The 18,679-nt window shown below is 68.8% G+C and carries 12 protein-coding genes and 1 tRNA gene; 7 read left to right on the forward strand and 6 right to left on the reverse strand.

Translation table 11 applies throughout. The features are described from left to right. Positions 1-103 precede the first annotated feature (103 nt). From pglY to Cba03nite_RS36055, 5 genes are all read left to right on the forward strand, one after another. Positions 104-3,805, forward strand: a complete 3,702-nt coding sequence (gene pglY, locus Cba03nite_RS36035; RefSeq protein WP_203756441.1) for a BREX-2 system ATPase PglY — start codon at positions 104-106, stop codon at positions 3,803-3,805. Further along, complete coding sequence (pglZ, locus tag Cba03nite_RS36040) at positions 3,802-6,540, forward strand: BREX-2 system phosphatase PglZ (RefSeq protein WP_203756443.1); 2,739 nt, start codon at positions 3,802-3,804, stop codon at positions 6,538-6,540. Before pglY ends, pglZ begins: the two co-directional genes overlap by 4 nt. After that, a complete protein-coding gene (brxD, locus tag Cba03nite_RS36045) occupies positions 6,537-7,850 on the forward strand; it encodes a BREX system ATP-binding protein BrxD (protein ID WP_239126273.1) in 1,314 nt (437 codons plus the stop codon). The genes pglZ and brxD overlap by 4 nt, the downstream gene beginning before the upstream one ends. After that, complete coding sequence (locus Cba03nite_RS36050) at positions 7,851-9,971, forward strand: DEAD/DEAH box helicase (protein WP_203756448.1); 2,121 nt, start codon at positions 7,851-7,853, stop codon at positions 9,969-9,971. Positions 9,972-10,216: 245 nt separating this feature from the next. Continuing rightward, complete coding sequence (locus Cba03nite_RS36055) at positions 10,217-10,600, forward strand: hypothetical protein (protein ID WP_203756450.1); 384 nt, start codon at positions 10,217-10,219, stop codon at positions 10,598-10,600. A gap of 48 nt (positions 10,601-10,648) precedes the next feature. On the opposite strand, the gene Cba03nite_RS36060 is transcribed toward Cba03nite_RS36055, so the two are convergent. The 4 genes from Cba03nite_RS36060 to Cba03nite_RS36075 form a co-directional block, all read right to left on the reverse strand. After that, entirely contained in the window at positions 10,649-11,512 is an 864-nt protein-coding gene (locus Cba03nite_RS36060) for a replication-relaxation family protein (protein WP_203756452.1), read from the reverse strand. Positions 11,513-11,523: 11 nt separating this feature from the next. Beyond that, entirely contained in the window at positions 11,524-13,749 is a 2,226-nt protein-coding gene (locus tag Cba03nite_RS36065) for a type IV secretory system conjugative DNA transfer family protein (protein ID WP_239126274.1), read from the reverse strand. 1,010 nt (positions 13,750-14,759) lie between these two features. Next, positions 14,760-15,164 carry a hypothetical protein gene (locus tag Cba03nite_RS36070; RefSeq protein ID WP_203756453.1) on the reverse strand — a complete coding sequence of 135 codons (405 nt, stop codon included), beginning with the start codon at positions 15,162-15,164 and terminating at the stop codon, positions 14,760-14,762. Then, positions 15,125-15,523, reverse strand: coding sequence for a hypothetical protein (locus Cba03nite_RS36075; RefSeq protein WP_203756454.1), 399 nt, complete (start codon positions 15,521-15,523; stop codon positions 15,125-15,127). Before Cba03nite_RS36075 ends, Cba03nite_RS36070 begins: the two co-directional genes overlap by 40 nt. Before the next feature lie 754 nt (positions 15,524-16,277). Here Cba03nite_RS36075 and Cba03nite_RS36080 point away from each other — a divergent pair. Next, positions 16,278-16,351 (forward strand) — tRNA-Pro (locus Cba03nite_RS36080). Between the two features lie 116 nt (positions 16,352-16,467). After that, the gene (locus Cba03nite_RS36085; RefSeq protein WP_239126275.1) at positions 16,468-17,427 is read left to right on the forward strand and encodes a tyrosine-type recombinase/integrase; all 960 of its coding nucleotides are present in this window, start codon (positions 16,468-16,470) and stop codon (positions 17,425-17,427) included. 55 nt (positions 17,428-17,482) lie between these two features. On the opposite strand, the gene Cba03nite_RS36090 is transcribed toward Cba03nite_RS36085, so the two are convergent. Together Cba03nite_RS36090 and Cba03nite_RS36095 are read right to left on the reverse strand one after the other, a co-directional pair. Continuing rightward, entirely contained in the window at positions 17,483-17,764 is a 282-nt protein-coding gene (locus Cba03nite_RS36090) for a hypothetical protein (RefSeq protein WP_203756455.1), read from the reverse strand. Continuing rightward, positions 17,757-18,679, reverse strand: a 923-nt coding sequence (locus Cba03nite_RS36095; RefSeq protein ID WP_203756460.1) for a tyrosine-type recombinase/integrase, incomplete at its 5' end; no start/stop codon positions are given. The genes Cba03nite_RS36090 and Cba03nite_RS36095, both read right to left, overlap by 8 nt.

Genomic DNA, 18,679 nt, shown 5'->3' on the forward strand with positions numbered 1-18,679 from the left:
TTCGGTCGCATGAGGGATCATCGGGTGAACGGTCCGGACATTCGGTACGCCGGTCGGGCACCGTGAACAGCGCGTGGCGTACCGGCCCGCTACGGTGATGGGCATGTCGCAGCCTGCCGCCCCGCCGTTGCTTCGTGAGCTCATCGACATTCCCGAGCACACGAGTGCCAGTGATCTGGTGCTCAAGCTTGCCGAGAGCGTCACTGACGCCGAGTCGACGCTGCGTGAGTATGTGATCACTGATCGGCTGGTGGGCAACTTCGACGAGGCGTTGGGCCTGATCAGATCCGCGGTCGAGGGGAGGGCGTCGAAGGCGGCGTACCTGCACGGCTCGTTCGGGTCCGGTAAGTCACACTTCATGGCGGTGCTGCACGCGCTGCTGCGGGGTGAGGCGGCAGCTCGCGGGCGCGACGAGTTCGCACCGCTGATCGCCAAGCACAGCGCCTGGCTGGACGGGCGCAGGTTTCTGCTGGTGCCCTACCACCTCCTCGATGCCCGCTCACTGGAGCAGCGGGTGCTGGGCGGTTACGTCGACCGGGTGCTGGCCCAGCACCCGGGTGCGCCGATCCCGTCGGTACACCGCACCGACGCGCTGCTGGAGCAGGCGGCCGACCTGCGTAAGAAGATCGGCGACCCGCAGTTCATCGAGGGCCTGCCCGGTGGCGACGCCGAGGACGAGTGGGGCGAGAGCGAAACCTTCTGGACCGGCGTCCGGCTCGACGAGGCGTTCGCCGCCGACTACTCCAACCCGCTGCGCCGCCGGCTCGTCAACGACCTGCTCGTCAGCTGGAACAAGGGGTTCTTCAGCAACGCACGCGAGGACGCCGAGGCGTTCATCTCGCTCGACCGGGGGCTGACCGAGATCAGTCGGCACGCCAAGGAACTCGGCTACGACGGCCTGATCCTCTTCCTCGACGAGCTGATCCTGTGGCTGGCCAACTCGATCGGGGACCAGCAGTTCGTCTCCCGTGAGATCCAGAAGATCACCAACTTCGTGGAGGGTGGGGGCACCCGCCGGCCGATTCCGGTGATCAGCTTCATCGCCCGCCAGCGCGACCTGCGCGAGCTGGTCGGCGAGGAGGTCACCGGCGCCAACGAGCTCAGCTACCAGGACACGCTTAACCTGGCCAGCGGCCGCTTCGATGTGATCAAGCTGGAGGACCGCAACCTGCCGGAGATCGCTCGCCGGCGGTTGCTGAAGCCCCGCGACGCTGAAGCCGCGCAGGCGATCGCCGGTGCGTTCGAAGCCACTACCAAGGTGCGCAGCGAGGTGCGGGACACGCTGCTGGGCTCCGACGCGGCCAGCGGTGCCGACCTCGACGCGTTCCGGGCGACGTACCCGTTCAGTCCCGCGTTCATCTCGACGCTGGTGCACGTGTCCAGCGCGCTGCAGCGCTCCCGCACCGCCCTGAAGCTTATGCGTCACTTGCTGGTGGACCGGCGCGAGACCCTGCGCCTGGGGCAGCTGGTGCCGCTCGGCGACCTCTACGACGTGATCAGCCGCGGCGGAGACCAGCCATTCACGGAGAAGCTCAAGGTCGAGTTCGAGACGGCCCAGAAGCTGTACGACGTGAAGCTGCGCCCCCACCTGCTCGGCCAGTACTCCCTGACCGAGGAGGACCTCGAGCGGGCGGCGCGGGGTGCGGAGATGGCAGCCGACCATACCGCGAGGGTGAGGGCGTTCACTGGCGACGACCGGCTCATCAAGACCCTCCTGCTCGGCGCGCTGGCACCGAGCGTGCCCGCGCTGCGGAACCTGACCGCCCGGCGGCTGTCCGCTCTCAACCACGGCAGCATCACCAGCCCCATTCCCGGCGGTGAGGTCGCGCAGGTGGCACGCAAGCTGGCCGACTGGGCGGGGCAGTTCGCCGAGCTCCGCATCAGTGAGGGCGACGACCCGGTGGTCGCGATCGAGCTCGTCGGCGTCGACGTGGACAGCGTGCTGGCTACCGCCAAGCACTACGACAATGACGGCGCTCGCAAGATCATGGTGCAGCACCTCCTGTGGGAGCAGCTCGGCGTGGCGTGGAGTGACACGCTGTTCGCCGAGGCGAAGCTGGTCTGGCGCGGCAGCCCGCGCAGCATCGAGCTCGTGTACGGCAACGTGCGCGATCCTGACGACATCCGGGAGGAGAAGTTCGCCCCGGACGACCCCACCCGGTGGCGTCTGATCATCGACTACCCGTTCGACAGCGGCAACCACGGACCCGCGGACGACCGACAGCGCGTCCAGCAGCTCACCGACCGGATGGCAGCGCAGACCGCTTGCTGGATTCCGGCGGCGCTTACCGCTGAGCGCCTCGCCGACCTGGGCAAGCTGGTCATCATCGACAAGGTTCTCGAGGGTCAGCGTTTCGACACCCACGCCGCCCACCTCAGCGTCGACGACCGCCGCCGTGCCCACGCCGCGCTGACTAACCAGCGGCTGGGCCTGCTGAACAAACTGCGCGGCGTGCTGCGCCAGGCATACGGGCTTGCCGCCAAGCAGGCGACCGACGTGAAGATCGGCTTCGACGACCACCTGCTGTCGCTCACCCGCACCCTGCATCTGACCTTGCCGATGGGGGCAGCCTTCGCCGACGCGCTGCGCGGCCTCGGCGACCAGATGCTGAGCATCCAGTTCCCCGGCCACCCCGACTTCGACCCCGACCGCAAGGGTGAGCCGGTGCGTCTCGCCGACGTCAAAACCGTCCTGGACTACATCCGCCAGGCTGTGGAGTCACCCGACGGCCGGGTCGAGGTGGAGCGGACACATCGAGCGACCATGCGCCGCATCGCCAACCCTCTCCAACTCGGCCAGATGCACGAGGCCGCGTTCGTCATCGAGAACCAGTGGGTCCAGCACTTCAACCACCGCGCGGCCGCCGACGGCGTTCACGGTGAGCTGACGGTGGCGCAGTTGCTCGGCTGGATCGACAAGCCGAACACCCGAGGGCTCGACCCCATCGTCGCCCAGCTCGTCGTCGCGGTCTTCGCGGAACAGGCGGACCGCTCCTTCTACCTACACGGCAGCGAGGTCGTGCCCGCGCCGGAGCTGGGCAAGATCAGCGCTGAGCACCGGTTGCGTGAGGAGCGCCTGCCCAGCGAGGCAGACTGGGACACCGCTCGCGCGCGTTCGGCGGCCCTCTTCGGGTTCGAGCCGCTGGCGCTGCGTCGCGGACGTGTCGTGGGGATGTTCGCCCGGGATCTGGCGAGCCAGGCCGAGCGGCACCGCCAGGCCGCCCGCGACCTGGTCACGCGACTGGAGCAGCACGCGCAGTGGCTCCAGATCGACCCCGACGCGCCCGCCGGTCGGCTGTCCACCGCCCGCGCTGCCGCCAGCCTGCTCGACGAACTCGCAGCCCGTACGACGGCGGTGCAGACGGTCGAGCGGCTCGCACAAACCGATCTCGGCGGACCCGCCGACCGGGCTGGGCGAAGCATCCAGAGCGCCGCATCGGTGTCCGGCGCCCTGAGCTCAGCGCCGTGGGACACGTTCGAGATCGTTGCGGCCCTGCCTGAGCCGTACGCACGCGAGGCAGCAGTGATCTTCGGTGCGCTGCGGGATGCAGCACGGGCTGACGAACTCACGACGCCGCTGGCGGGGGCGCTGCAGCGGGCGAAGGCCGACGCGACCGAGCTGCTGCGCCGCGCGACCCTTCCCCCGAATCCGCCTCCGCCGCCTCCGCCGCCCCCACCGGCTTCCGGAGCGCAGGCTCGCCGGGTGAGCGCAGGTCAGATCGATACCGTCCTCGCCGAACTCAGCGCCTACGCCGTCGAGCACGCCAACGCCACAATCGAGGTCACCTGGAAGGTGGTGCCGTGACGACGGCACCAGCCCAGCACCTGCTGCGGATCAACCCGGTCGCGTTGCGGCAGAAGGTCGGACAGCAGCTCGAGCGGCACCACACCGCAGAGCCATACCCGATCGTGGTGGTCCGTGCGGAACCGGCCTGGCCGCACGACCGGGAACTGCCGCTGACCGATGGGCGGTCGGCCCGGGTCGTCCCGTGCGTATCGCCGCTCGCGGTGTGGGAGCAGGTCGCCTCAGACCGCGGCAACGAGGTGCTGATCCTGCTCACCGACGTCGCCGAGTCCTCGCTCGGCCACGGCGTGCTCAGCCGGGTCTTCCGGCAGCGCGTCATCACGGTGCAGCCGTGGGACCTGGTCGTCGACGCCTTTGGCGCACAACAGCCCGACGCGGCCCTGGAAGCCGAATCCTGGGCAGGTGAGGCGCTGCTGGACGCCATGCCACCCGCGGGCTGGCCCAAACTCACCACCGCCGTGCTCACCCGCGACGTCGCGCTACGCCACCTCGCGGCCGTGCGCCTCGGCCTGCACCGCCTCGGCGCGGAACCCGACGACCTCGACGTGGCCATGCTGCTGCGCTGGAGCGCGCTGCCAGGCGCCATCGAAGCGTTCCAGCTGCTGCGCCCCGCCGAACGAGACGGGCTCGCGCGCTGGCTCACCGACCGGTTCGGGCGGCCCGCGAAGGCCCTCTTCGCCCTCATCGCAGCCGGGCACGGCACCGACGCGCTGCCACTCGGGCTGGTCTGCGACGCGCTGTGGACCACCGTCAGCCCCGACGCCGCACGTGCACAGGGACGCATCGACCAATACTTCGGCCGGTTCGACCGCGACGACCAGACCATCGAGAGCTTCGCCGCGGCGACGACCGATGCCGTCGTCGCGATGCTCGCCGCACCCGCACGCGACGCGGCCGTACGCCGGCAGGGACACGCCGTGCTCGACCGCGCCGAGGAGCTGCTCATCCAGTTCGGTGCAGCCGACTGCGCAGGCCACAGTCGCATCCTTAGGTCGGGATTCGCCCACCGGATCGGCGTCGCCGCCAGCGCACTGCAGGCCGCAACAGCCGGCCGAGACGAGCCGGCACTCGCCGCCGCCGTGGTGCACCTGGCCGAGCATGAGCTCGCCGAGCCCGAAGCCGAGCGCATCCGCCGCGTGCGTATGGCGCAGCGGCTCGTGCAGTGGCTCGCCTCGTCGGTCGAGCCGCTGGCAAGCGTCGCCGACGGCGTGGATCGTCAGCTGACCCAGTGGAGCTGGGTCGACGTCGCGCTCAACCACGTGTGGGCTGGTGACGATCTGCACCCCGGGCTGCAGGCCGCGTTCCGCGACATCCACCAGCAGGCAAGCCGCCGCCGCAGTGAACTCGACGCGGCCTTCGCGCACCGGCTCGCCGCCTGGGTGGGCTCCGGCAACGACGGCGACCTGCTGACCGTCGAGAACTTGCTGCCCACGGTCGTTGACCCGCTGCTGCGCGCCGACCGGCCCAGCCTGCTGGTGGTCCTCGACGGAATGAGCGCCGCGGTCGCGGTCGAGCTCGCCGATGAACTCTCCCAGCACTGGGTGGAATACGATCCGCTTGCAGGCGACTGCCCCGCCCGCCGCCGGGCCGTCGTCGCCGCGCTACCGACCCTCACCGCAGTGTCACGGACTTCCCTGTTCTCCGGCTGCCTGGCCACCGGTGACCAGGACACAGAGGTGCAGGTCTTCGCCAAGGGCCGGTGGGGCAAACACTCCCGCATCTTCCACAAGGGTCCCGGCCGGGGAGGTGCAGGTGAGGTCCTCGCCAGCGGCCTGGCGCAGGCCGTGGCCGACCCGGCTGCGACGGTCGTGGCCGTGGTCATCAACACCATCGACGAGTCCCTGGCGTACGGGCGTGAGGGCTACGACGCAGGTTGGAGCATCGGCGACATTGGCTTCCTGCGCAGCCTGCTCGACCTCGCCCGATCCTCCGGCCGCGCGGTCATCATCACCAGTGACCACGGGCACGTGCTCGACCGTGGCAGCGAACTCGTCCGCGCCGCGGACGCTGCCTCCGCCCGCCACCGCACCGGCACGACACCGGCCGTCGATGGCGAGATCGAACTTGCTGGCCCGCGCGTCCTAGCACCCGGCAACCGCATCATCTCGCTGTGGGACGCGCAGCGGCGCTACCGGCCTGGCCGCGCCGGCTACCACGGCGGCGCCTCCCTGGCCGAGGTCACCATCCCGCTGATGGCGTTCCTGCTGCCCAACGTCACGGACATCCCGCGCGGCTGGGCACCGCTCGACGTCCCGCAGCCCGACTGGTGGCAGCCCTCGCCGGTAAAGGACACCCGCCCTCCGGCGACCACTACGCCGGCACCGAAGTCGCGCCGTAAGCCGGCTGCTGCCCCCGCTGCCGAGGCCCTGTTCGATGTGCCTGCTACGCCAGCACCTGCACAGGCAACCGACGGCAACGTCGAGCTGATCACCGCGCTGCTCGCGAACGAACTGTTCGAGGCACAGCACGGCCTGACACCACGGCGCCTTCCCATCGAGAAGGTCCAAGCGGCGCTCACCGCCCTTCTCGACGCCAACGGCGTGCTGCCACTGGCAGTCCTCGCGGAGCGGGCAGGCGAGGCACCGGCGCGGGCGAACGGCTTCGTCGTCACCCTGCAGCGGATCTTCAACGTGGACAACTACCCGGTGCTGTCGCTGACCGACAACGGACGCACCGCCCGCCTCGACGAACGGCTGCTGCGCTTGCAGTTCCGTCTGCCCGGAGCAACATCGTGAACAGCGTCAGCCCTGCCCGGCGCCGCGAGGTGATCGACGCGCTGCGCCGCGGAGCGGTCCCATCCGCGGGCCTCGATTTGCTCGCCGTCGGGCTCGACCGCTTCACCGCCTCCGTCGACGAGGACCTCGCCACCGTCACCACCGGCGGTTCCGTCTTCAAAGCCATCCGCGGCGAGTACGGCTCCGGCAAGACGTTCTTCACCCGCTGGGTCGCCGAACGCGCCAAGCGCGCCAACCTCGCCACCGCCGAGGTGCAGATCTCCGAAAACGAGACGCCACTGCACAAGCTCGAAACCGTGTACCGTCGGCTCACCGAACGCCTGATGACCGCGACCTTCGCGCCCAGCGCCATGCGGCCGGTCGTCGACGGCTGGTTCTACGCCCTCGAAGAAGATGCGTTAGCAGCAGACGCTTCCGCTGGCACCAACAGCGACGCACTCGATCACGCGGTCGGCGAGTTGCTGGAGCAACGGCTCGCCGCCGTCAGCCGCACCGCACCGGCCTTCGCCGCCGCACTACGCGGATACCGCACCGCCTACTCGGGCGGCGACGCGGCCACCGCCGAAGCCGTACTGGCCTGGCTCGGCGGGCAACCACACGTCGCCGCTGCCGCTCGCCGCGTCGCCGGCGTACGCGGCGACCTCGATCACTTCGCCGCACTCAGCTTCCTGCAGGGCCTGCTCGTGGTGCTGCGTGACAGCGGACACCCCGGCCTTCTCCTGGTGCTCGACGAGGTCGAGACCTTGCAGCGGGTCCGGTCGGACGCCAGGGATAAGGCGCTCAACGCTCTGCGCCAGCTCATCGACGAAGTGCATTCAGGGCGCTTCCCCGGTCTTTACCTCATCATCACCGGCACCCCTGCGTTCTACGACGGGCCGCAAGGCGTGCAGCGCCTGGCCCCGCTGGCGCAGCGTCTTGCCGTTGACTTCACGACTGACGCGCGCTTTGACAATCCACGCGCGGTCCAGATCCGCCTGCCCGGCTTCACAGTCGACTCACTGGTCGAGTTGGGCGGACGGGTTCGCGACCTCTACGCCGACGGTAGTAGCGCAGGCGGTCGGGTGCACGCGCTCGTGGACGACGGCTACCTCGCCGCACTCGCGCGGGCGGTCGCCGGCAACCTCGGTGGCAAAGTCGGCGTCGCACCGCGCCTCTTCCTCAAGAAACTAGTGGGGGAGGTCCTCGATCGCGTCGACCAGTTCCCCGACTTCGACCCCCGCCAGCACTACGCGCTGACCGTCTCCGCCGCGGAAATGACCGACCTCGAGCGCAACGCCACACGCGCCGACGAGATCCCGCTGGACGTTTGAGTGTCCGCAGACCTGCTGCACCCCGTGGTGCTGCACCACATCGTCAACTCACTGCAGTGGCCAGCACTCCGGCCACTGCAGGAAGCCGCCGTCGAGCCGCTGCTGCACGGTCACGACGCACTGCTACTCGCACCGACGGCTGGTGGCAAGACAGAGGCGGCCGTGTTCCCCCTGCTGTCGCGGATGGCGCAGGAAAACTGGCACGGCACTACCGTGCTCTACGTCTGCCCGCTCAAGGCCCTGCTCAACAACCTGCTACCGCGTATCGAACAGTACGCGTCGTGGCTCGGGCGGCGGGCTGCTCTCTGGCACGGTGACGTCACCACAAGCCGACGCCGCCGGATACTGCGGGAACGACCCGATGTCCTGCTGACCACACCTGAATCGTTGGAGTCGATGCTGGTCAGCGTAAATGTCGACCACGCCGAGTTCTTCGGGCAACTGCGTGCGATCGTCGTTGACGAGGTACACGCCTTCGCCGCTGACGACCGCGGCTGGCACCTCCTCGCCGTGCTCGAACGCCTCGGCAAGGTCGCCAGTCGACCCGTACAACGCGTGGGTCTGTCGGCCACCGTAGGAAACCCCGACGAGCTGCTGCACTGGCTGCAGGGATCCGGCCGCGGCGAACACCCGGCCAGGGTAATCACACCTGATCTTCCACCACCCACGGCAACGGCCACACCTGCTCGGCCTCCTGGCGAGGTCGAGCTGGATTACGTCGGCTCCGTCGACAACGCGGCGCGGGTGATCGCCGGTCTCCACCGTGGCGAGAAGCGGCTGGTGTTTTGCGACTCCCGCGCGCTTGTCGAGGAGCTAGGGCAGAAGTTGCGAGGTCACGGCGTCACTACGTTTCTGTCGCACGCCTCTCTGTCCGCGGAGGAGCGTAGGCGCGCCGAGGAAGCATTTGCGCAGGAGCGAGACTGCGTCATCGTTTCCACCAGCACGCTGGAGCTCGGCATCGACGTCGGTGACCTCGACCGGGTCGTTCAGATCAACGCTCCACGTACCGTCGCCGCGTTCCTGCAACGCATCGGTCGCACCGGGCGGCGCCCCGGCAGCAGCCGGAACTGCCTGTTCCTGGCTCTGGATGACCCCGGACTGCTGCGCTCTGCCGGGCTGCTGAACCTGTGGGGACGTGGCTGGGTGGAGGCCGTCGTCCCGCCGCCCGAACCGCGGCACATCGTTGCGCAGCAGCTGCTGGCGCTCTGCCTGCAGCAACAGCGGGTAGGTGACCGTCTTTGGCAGGACGAGTGGAACGGGCTGGCGCCCTTCGATGGCAGCGCTGACGTGATCGTGCGGCACCTCCTCGAGCAGGGTTACCTGGAGTCCGACGGCGGGATGCTCTTCATCGGGCCCGAGGCTGAGCTGCGCTTCGGTCGACAGCACTTCATGGGGATGACAGCCGTGTTCGCTGCACCGCCGCAGTTCACGGTGCTGGCGGGGCGTACCGAGATCGGCAGAACCGACCCTGCTCTGCTCACGGAGAAGGTGCAGGGTCCACGGCTGCTCCTGCTCGCGGGCCGCAGCTGGCGTGTCACATATATCGACTGGAGTCGTCGCCGATGCTTCGTCGAGTCGGCTGATGCAGGTGGCAAGGCATTGTGGATGACGAGCGGAGCTCCAGAAGGGCTGTCACACCCCCTGGTGCGTGCCATGCGGGGCGTACTACTCGGCGAAGACCCGCCGGTCAGCCTCACCCATCGAGCCGCTGGCCGTCTTAAGGAGATGCGCCATGGCGCGGTCAGCGTCGTACACCCCGGCGGCACGGTCGTCGCGCGTACGGTGAACGAGAACCTGTATTGGTGGACATGGGCCGGTTTCCGCGCTAACGCCACCCTTACTGCGACCCTGGATGACCTAGTCGACCCCGCTCAGAGCTACGACGACATCCGAATCCGGCTGAGAGCCGACCTCACACGCGAACAGTGGCTCGCCGGTGTGGCTGACGCTGTAGAGCGGATCTGCCTTCCGGACATCGACGACAAGGCGCTCGCAGGACTCAAGTTCAGCATCGCCCTCCCAACCCGGTTGGCCGTAGCGACACTCGCCGCAAGACTAGCGGAGGTGGATTTCGCCGCGACGGTGCTGCGCGAGCCAGCGCGATTCACGTCGCTGGGCTGAGACCTGTACCAGAGGGTCGCGCCCTGGACCTGTGTTCTGTCGATCATCTTTTGGCGACGATCTATTCGCTTCCTGCGACCTGGGCATGTCGTGAGTCTCCACCTCCTCGAGCTGTGCATGATCACGGCCTGGAGTCGTTCGGCATTCGGTACGCCTTACCTCCAGCTCCTTCCGCTTTGCATTGACATGCCGGATTGCCATGGGAGATCGTCAAGGTACTTGCTCGTACGTGGAGGGAGGTGAAGATGTACGAGCCGTTCACCGAAGAGGAGTGGATCATCTTGGATGACAAGCTGGTGGAGCTGGCCGAGGCGATGACGAGTGTCTTGACCAGGTCGGACCGGCTGCAGCGGGACGGCGAGCTGGGTCGCAGGCTGGGCATGGTTACGTCGTACGACGTGTTGCGGCGCCGCTGCGGCTGGTTCGTTGACCTGCTGGCGCATGCGTCGGCTCGGGCCGGTGCGGATTACCCGGACCTGGGCCGGGCGGTCAAGATGACGCGTCAGGGTGCGAAGAAGCGCTGGCCTGACCTGGGTCGTGTGCGCGAGGAAGGGATGGATCCGAACTTCGTGGCTGCCTATCGTGAGGGCATGCCGCAACGGTTCCCCGCTCGGCCGCTGAGCAGCTAATCGCTCAGCGTGCGCTGCTGGCGGGGGCAGCGCACACCCGAGTACCTCTCATAAGCCTCCGACCTCATTCTCGAGTTCGTTGAGGCGCACCCGTTCAGAACCTCCTCCGACGACCATGAGGCTGTCTGCGGTCGGGTCGCTGCCGTGCAGGCCGGTCGCGACGGGATACCCCGACCACCCCGTGCTGGTAAGCAGCTGATGCAGGTTGCGCTCCCGTCGTGGCGAGTGCAGCCAGAACACGACCGGCGGGCGGGATAGCCCGAAGTCGGCCACGGCGGCGTACGCGGCGACTTTCTCGGCGAGCAGGTGCAACTGCTCCTTGCCGGTGTCGTACTCCAGGTAGAACTCGGCGCTGCCTTCGGGCGTGCGCCACTCGCCGTAGCCGTCAGGGCGGACGCCCATCAGGCCGTGGGCGGCGTGCTCCTCGTTGAGCCACTGCAGCAGCGTGTATCCGTGGGTGCGGCGGGCGTGGGCGGCGAGTGCGATGAAGAACCCGTTGACGCCGAGGGTGTGCTCGCGGTGGTGGCTGTGCATGATCGCGGCGTTGCGGGCTTTGGCGCGACGTTCGGTCAGCGGCTGGGTGCCGTCGCGGGCGGCGGCCCAGGTGTAGCCGTGTGGCCCGAGGACGTGCAGCATCGGCGCGCCATGGTAGCCGTGCCGCGGCAGCGACTCACCGTGGACGCGGGGGCCGGAGCGGGGCATGGAGCAGTCCAGGAATCCGAGTTGGCGTAGGTCGGCCAGCCGCGCCTGGCAGCGGCGTGCCGAGCCGAACAGCGCGGCGGTGATCTGGGTCGTGGTCAGGACGCGGTGGTCTGCCAGCCAGCGCAGCAGAAGCTCGTCGCGGGCGGTGAGCCGGTCGGCGGCGACCGTGTAGGCGGTCAGTGCTCGCTGTGACGGGGTGCGGATGGTCATTGGAGTGCTCCTTACCCTTGGGGGAATCCCGATAGGATTTGGATGTGGTGTTCGGCCGCTGTCAGGGAGCAAGTCGCAGGACGTACGCCCTGATCAGCAGCCAATCCGGTGCGCCGGGCCCGCCAGCACGACGACGGACTAAACGACGGATGCACCGACGGGCCGGTGAAGGTCCTGTCAGCGCTGACCGTTGTCGCAGTCGGTATCCGTGCCGCCGCTGCCGCCGACCCGGCGAGCGGTGCGCTGGCTGCGGCGTTGTTGCTCGTCCCGGCTGACGCCGCGGGCGATGACGTCCCACTTCGCGGGCGGCTGCGCCGGGTGAGTCGCCGCAAGAGCCTGCCGCAGTGCAAAGACCGACTCTCGCGCGGGAGCTGGGGCCGGGGTGGTGAACGTGAAGGCGGGCAGCTCGTCGTGGCCGACGACGAGGCGGGCCGCGGCGGTGAACGCGTCCAGTGCGACAGGTCGTGCTCGTCGAGCTCAGGCTCGACGTGGCGGGCCAGGACTCTGGCGTCGTCGGGCGCGACGTTGAAGAAGATCTTGTTGCGGGCGTTGGCGTGCAGCGCCGCGGCGACATCACGGGGGAGCTGGGACAGGTCCTGGTGGGCCAGGAGCATGCCGAGGCGGTAGCCGCGGGCTTCGGCGAGCATGTCCCCGACAGGGGAGGGTAGGTTCAGGAAGTTGTGGGCCTCGTCTGCGTAGATCATGGCCGGTCGGCGCTGCTGCTCCGGCAGGGCGGAGCGGGCGGTGGCGGCTTGCCAGGTCTTGGCGATGAGCAGGCTGCCGAGGATGCGGCAGGTGTCGTCGCCGAGCACGCCCTTGGGCAGCCGGGCCAGCAGCAGACCACCGTCGAGGATCTTGCCGAGGTCGAACGACGACTTCGGCTGCCCGATCGTGGCGCGTACGAAGTCGCGCAGCAGGAACGCCCGGAGCCGGGCCAGGACCGGCCCGATGATCTGCGCCCGCTGGCCGGGGTTCATCGAGTCGTACCAGGTCCAGAACCCGTGCAGGCCTGCCGGGTCGTTGAGTTCGGCGGTGAACCGGGCCCGGAACTGGTCGCTGTTGAGCAGCGGCGGCACGGCGCTGAGGGTGACGCCGTCGTGTTTGAGCAGGGTCAGCAGCGACACTCGCAGCACGTCGTCGATGCGGGGTCCCCAGAACCGGTGGAAGATCTTCCCGAAGATCCCGACGATGTTGTCGACGGCCAGCTGCTGGTCGTCGCCGTCGAGCGGGTTGAAGCACTGGTGGGCGTCCTGGGCCGGGTCGATGAGCACGACCCGGTCGGCGACGTCGTCGGGCAGCCTGGACAGGATGTCGTTGACCAGGTCGCCCTTGGGGTCGATGACGACCGCGCCGCGCCCGTTGCGCACGTCGTCGAGCACCATGTGCGTGATCAGCGTCGACTTGGCCGAGCCGGTCTTACCGATCAGGTGGATGTGCTCGCTGCCGGAGGCGACGGGCATGGCGACCTTGTGGCCGCCGTCTTGGGCCACGCCGAGCGGCTTGGTGCCGCCACCGCCCGCCGGCACTGCCACGGGTGCCGGGGCTGCCTTCGCGCGGGCGCGCTGCAGACCTGGGACGGCGAGGTCGGTCGGTAGCGCGGCCAGCGCTGCCAGCTCGTCGATGCCGGCGAGGAAACCGCCGCTCATGCGCCGGAGCGCGGCCACCGTGACGGGTCGGGCGAGCTTGCGTCGGTGCAGGCTGTTGCGGCCGGAGTAGGCGGAGAACGCCGACGCGACGGCGTGGGCCAGGCCGTTGAGCCGTTGGCGCAGCCGCTCGCGTACGGCACGGTCAGGCTTGCCGACCCCGGTCGGGGTGGCGGCCACGATGTAGCGGACGTCGACCTCGAACACCGGCCCCGACAGTGCCTTGTCCAGGATCAGACGCACGTCGCGGTCGTAGGTCGGATCACGTCGCTGTGCCTGTGACCCCGTATGGCTGCTGGCGGGCCCGGGCAGGAACATCTCGATCAACCAAAGCAGCGGGGCGAACAGCATTCGCGCCAGGAGGTTTCCTCCCGACGGCGCGGCCTGCCCGGTGCGTATCGCGTGCGCGGCGCGGCGGGCGCTACGGACCCGGCCGGCAGCAGCGGGCCGGGCGAGGATCTGTACGACGGTGTGCTCGCCGGTGCGGGTCTCTGCCCCGGCGGCGAGCAGCCCGCGTACCGGGTCGAGGGCGTGCTCGGTGCGCAGCGGCAGGACGTCGGGCAGCCGGGTGTGTAGGCGGCCGCCGGTGGCCACGGTGGCTGATGCGGGGATCGGCGCGGCGGCCGGGCGCGGCGGTGACGGTGGCGCCGGGCCATGCGGTGCGGATCGCCGACTGGACTGCCGCTGCCGGGACGGTGCCGGGTACCCACAGCCGCAGCTGCAGGTGTCGGCCTTGCCAGGTATACTCGAACACGACGTGCGGGGTGCCGTAGACGATCCGCCGCAGCGGTGACGGGGTCAGCACTCCGGACAGCGCCTGCCACCAGGCGCCGCTGGAGCTCGTGTCGACCTGCGGCGGCGGCGCGATGGTCAGCAGCGTCGCACTCTCCGACAGCCGCCGGTGGCGCCAGCCGTGAAGCAGATCGGTCGCGATGATCCACGCCAGCACGGCGGCACCTGCCAGGACGCCGAGCCAGGGCCGGTCGCCCAGCCAGCGGACGGCGTTCGTGATCGTCTCGAGGGTGATGGGCGGTTGGATGTTCACGGCTTGTGTCCTTTCATGGAGTCGGCGCCAGCGGTGGGGCCGGATGTGGGCGTGTAGGCCGTGCGCTGCAGCGCGAGGCGTGAGAACATCAGCTACAGCCGCTGCGAGCGGTGTCCTTCCGGGCGACCGACGTCGGGCAGCGTGGTGAGGCAATGGGGAATCAGGTTTTGTCAGCGGTTTCGAACGTCGCCACATCGGACTTTGTGCTGACAGCCGGTGCCCGCGCGCTGACAGCGCAGGTCAGAGCCCCGATGTTCGGCGATCGTCCGGTGCCCCGTGGGCGGCTCGCCGGCTCGGGCGGTGCGCTGACAGCGCCGCTGACAGGCCCGCGCTGTCAGGCTCGCACCGCTGACAGCGGCCACAGGCGCTATGCGAGTGCCTGGTAACGCGGTTACGCCCCGCCCGGGCGGCGCGGCAACACGGTTACCGCGACGGCGGCGTTGTGCAACAGCAGTTTGCGGGCAGACGGCGGTGCCGCCGCAACCGCCGTTGCACCCGGCAACCCGGTTACCGCCGCCGACCGCGCAGCGCAGGCGTCCTGTTTGGCCAGTGCAACCGGCTACGGCGCACCGCTGAGCAGGCCCTCCCTGACGGCCTCCAGCAGGCGGAGCTCGCCCCTTCTCCGTCTCATGCGCAAGATCTGCGCGGTCGCGTCGAAGCGCTGAGCGACCTTGTCCACTGATACGCCGTCCAGGCGGGTGGCGCCGATCAGCTCCGCGATCTCGGCGGAGATGACGTTCTGCGCGACGGCCCGACCCAGCAGAAGGTCAGGATGACCGTACAGCGGGGGAGGGAGGTGGGACTCGGCCGTCTGGGCCTTGGCCTGTTCGTGGCGGGCGTCGGCCCACACCAGATGCGTGCCTGCGCGCCTGCCCGCCCAGATCAGCCGCGCGGCCAGCCGGTCGCGCGATGGGTCGGCAGTGTTCAGCGCCTCGAGGAACCCGGTGAGGACTTCGGATTCCACGTCGGCATCTCACCGCGGTAGCCGGCGCAGAGCCGCTTGGCGGCCCGTCGGAGTCCTGGAAGCGCGATACCGGTGGCCGCGAGGATCCAGTGTCGGCCCCACTGCTGCGCGGCGGTGCACAGCAGCGACCACACGGCGTCCCGTGCCGCGTACGACGTCGCGCGGTCGAGCAGCAGGTCGCGCAGCTCGTCCAGTGGCACGTGCTGCTCCGGCAGTCCCAGCTCGGGCGGCAACTGTCGGCAGTCCAGCGCCAGCGGCGACGGCTGGCATGTCAGCGCCTCGAAGGCCCGCTGCACCTCGCCGAGCGGCGAGTTCTGTGCGACGCGACCGATGCTGGTGCGGAAGGTGTCGGTGTTCATGGCTCCTCCTTGCCGTGGCCCCGCTCGATGCGGGGATCGGCTTTCAGAACAAGCCACGTCGCTGACAATCAGTGACAGCACTGGTCAGAGCGCATGCGGTCATGCGCTGACAACGGCGCACGTCAGAGCATCAGCAGGGTCCAGACTTGCTGACAGGTGAATATCCGCAGGTCAGGAACGCCATCGGCATCGGACGGTCGATGCGAGCTGTCAGCGGTCCGTTCGACCCAGGTCCGCTGACAGCGATAACGATCATGGAGCTGTCGGCGGATGACAGCGGTTCGCGATGGCTGACAAATCATCGTTCAGTGAGTTGTATCTCGGCAGGTAGAGCCGCCTTCGCTGCGCTGACAGGGCCATAGGTCGATACCCGAGATGCAGACTGCGGGCGATGTCTGCATCGGTGGAATCCGCGTGTGGCCGCGATCGGCGGTGGGGGAGCGGGGAGCAGAATTGGGAGCACGGCCGCTCCCCGAACGGACGCCGAACGGCTCCGAGTGGCGTCGAACGGCGTTGATCATGCTGTGGTGGGCCCGATGGTCACCCGGCTCGAGTCAAGGGCACCTCGACCGCCGTGTACTGAATTAGTTGTTCAGGGGGTCAGTCCCGTGCGCCAAGGCTCGGAATGATCTAGACAAAGCGGTCTGATCACCCGTTAGAACTGCCATGAAACGGACATGGGGGCCGTGTGCGCGCCCGGGTTCAGAGTGCGCTACGCTGTACGGGCTGCCGCGGTGAGAGATCATCTCGGCAACGGGCTGTAGCGCAGTTTGGTAGCGCACTTGACTGGGGGTCAAGGGGTCGTCGGTTCGAATCCGGCCAGCCCGACAGCGAAGTGGGTTTCCGCTGGTCACGGACCATGGAAGCCCTCTTTTCGTGTACCAGGATCGTCGGCCGAAGTCGAGTACACCGTTGGTGGACCCCTTGACTAGGCAAGGTGCAAAGTGACGACTCTCAATGTCGCAAAGGTCTTCGAAGGCCTCCCGCGGACCTGGGCCGGCTTCCTGCAGGACTGGGACCGGACCATGCGCTCGCGCAACCACCCCGACACCACCCGCTACAACTACGTCCTGGCCGCCGCCCAGCTCGCGCGTTACCTGAAGGAGCACGCGCCCGACTTCGACTCCGACGCCGCGGCCGACGACCCGACCCTGGTCACCAAAGGCCAGGTCGAGGCGTTCCAGGCCTGGGTGGTCGAGACCCGGTCGGCGTCGACGGCACTGAACAAGCACAAGGCCCTGCAGCAGTTCTTCAAATGGCTGGTCATCGACGAGGAGGAAATGGACCGCTCGCCGATGGACCGCGTCGGCAAGCCCAAGACCCCGGAAAAGCTCATCCCGGTGCTCAGTGACGCCGACACCAAGAAGGTCCTCGACCTGTGCAAGGGAAAGACCTTCGCGAACCTGCGCGACCACGCGATCATCCGCCTGCTGTGCAACACCGGCGCCCGCCTGTCCGAGGTCGGCGACCTCACCTTCGACGACATCGACCTCGCCACAGAGTCGGTGCGGTTCCGAGGTAAAGGTGCCAAAGACCGGCGGGTGCGGTTCGGCCCGAAGACCGCCCGAGCGCTGAGCCGGTACCTGCGGGCTCGGGCGACTCACCGGGGCCATGAGCTGCCGTTCCTGTGGCTGGCCGACCGCGGCGGCCGGCGACTCGCCCCGAACGGCATCAAGATCATGCTTCGGCGGCTGGGTGAGAAGGCCGGCATCGAACGACTGCACGCCCACCGGTGGCGGCACAGCTACGCCCACGAGTGGAAACGCGCCGGAGCCGACACCGGCGATCTCATGCTTGTGCTCGGCTGGACCTCAGATGCGATGCCCCGGCATTACGGCCGCAGTGCCGCTGCCGAACGCGCACTGGAGACGCAGCAGCGGCTCGGCATCGGCGAGCGCGTCTGATTGGCCAGCCGCGCAGTAAAGGGTGCGCTCCGCGTGGAGCGCACCCTCGCGGGGGTCACTTCGCCCGCCGTGAGCGGCTTGATCGTTCGGCCAGTTGCAGCATGTAGGCCTTGATCGCGTGATTGACACGCTCGGTGCGTTCCTCGGCCGGCAGTGTGCCGTCGGGGTCGACCTGACGTTCGAACCTGGTTCGGAACGCCTGCCGGGCAGGCGCGGTCCGTGCCGACCGATCGGCGGTGTTGGCCCAGGAGGTGTGTACGGCGACCCGGGCGCGTCGACGACGCTGGGCGGCAGTTAGACCAGTCCGGGACTCGAGCGAATCGGGGGAGTCAGACATCCTCGCCGATCCTCAGCCGTGCCTGGGTTTCCTGAGCGCGTTCGGCGGCCGCGCTGGCGCCGTAGTGCCGGGGCATCTCATCTGAGGACCAGCCCAGCACCACCATCAGGTCCCCGGTGTCGCCGCCGGCGCGTTTCCACTCGTGGGCGTAGGTGTGCCGCCAGCGGTGGGCGTGCAGGTGCTCGACGCCGGCCGCCTTCCCTCGACGCCTGAGCATCATCTGTATGCCGTTGTCGCTCAGGTGAGCAGCGCCTTTCTCTGCCAGCCACAGCGAAGGCAACGGAGCGCCGCGGTGCAGGGCGCGCATCCTGATGTAACGGCTGAGCGCTCGGCCGGTCTTCGGCCCGAAGCGCACCTTGCGGTCCTTGGCGCCCTTGCCGTGGTAGAGAGCGGTGTCCAGCGACATGTCGATGTCGTCGAGCGTGAGGTCGGCTACCTCGGACAGGCGTGCGCCGGTGTTGACGAACATGCGGATGATCGCTTCGTCGCGAGCACCAGCGAACGTACGCCGGTCGCAGGCGGCGAGCACCTTCCGGGTCTCGTCCTCGCCGATGATCGGAATGAGCTTCTTCCTCTTGCGGGGTTGCCGCACGCGAGCCAGTGGTGAAACGTCGAGCTCCTCCTCGGCCACCAGCCAACTGAAGAACTGCTGCAGGCTCTTGTGCTTGTTCAGCGCTGTCGACGCCGACCGGGTTTCGATCATCCAGACTTGGAATCGCTCGATATCTGCTTTCGTGACGGCGAGCGGGTCTCGGCCCGCGTCGCTGCGGGCGTGGCCGAATGTACGGAGGAAGCCGCATAACTGGGTGGCGGCGAGTAGGTAGTTGTACCGGGTGGTGGCCGGGTGGTCGGCGGCGCGCAGGGACCTGTCCCAATCACGCAGGAAGCTGGCCCATGTCGGGGGAGTCCGTGAGG

Source organism: Catellatospora bangladeshensis (genome assembly GCF_016862575.1).
Classification (GTDB): domain Bacteria; phylum Actinomycetota; class Actinomycetes; order Mycobacteriales; family Micromonosporaceae; genus Catellatospora; species Catellatospora bangladeshensis.

What these genes read in the sequence shown, in the direction of transcription:
- pglY (WP_203756441.1), top strand. Translation starts at nt 104, where the DNA reads ATGTCGCAGCCTGCCGCCCCGCCGTTGCTTCGTGAGCTCATCGACATT.
- Cba03nite_RS36055 (WP_203756450.1), top strand. Translation starts at nt 10,217, where the DNA reads ATGTACGAGCCGTTCACCGAAGAGGAGTGGATCATCTTGGATGACAAG.
- Cba03nite_RS36060 (WP_203756452.1), bottom strand. Translation starts at nt 11,512, where the DNA reads ATGACCATCCGCACCCCGTCACAGCGAGCACTGACCGCCTACACGGTC.
- Cba03nite_RS36075 (WP_203756454.1), bottom strand. Translation starts at nt 15,523, where the DNA reads ATGAACACCGACACCTTCCGCACCAGCATCGGTCGCGTCGCACAGAAC.
- Cba03nite_RS36090 (WP_203756455.1), bottom strand. Translation starts at nt 17,764, where the DNA reads ATGTCTGACTCCCCCGATTCGCTCGAGTCCCGGACTGGTCTAACTGCC.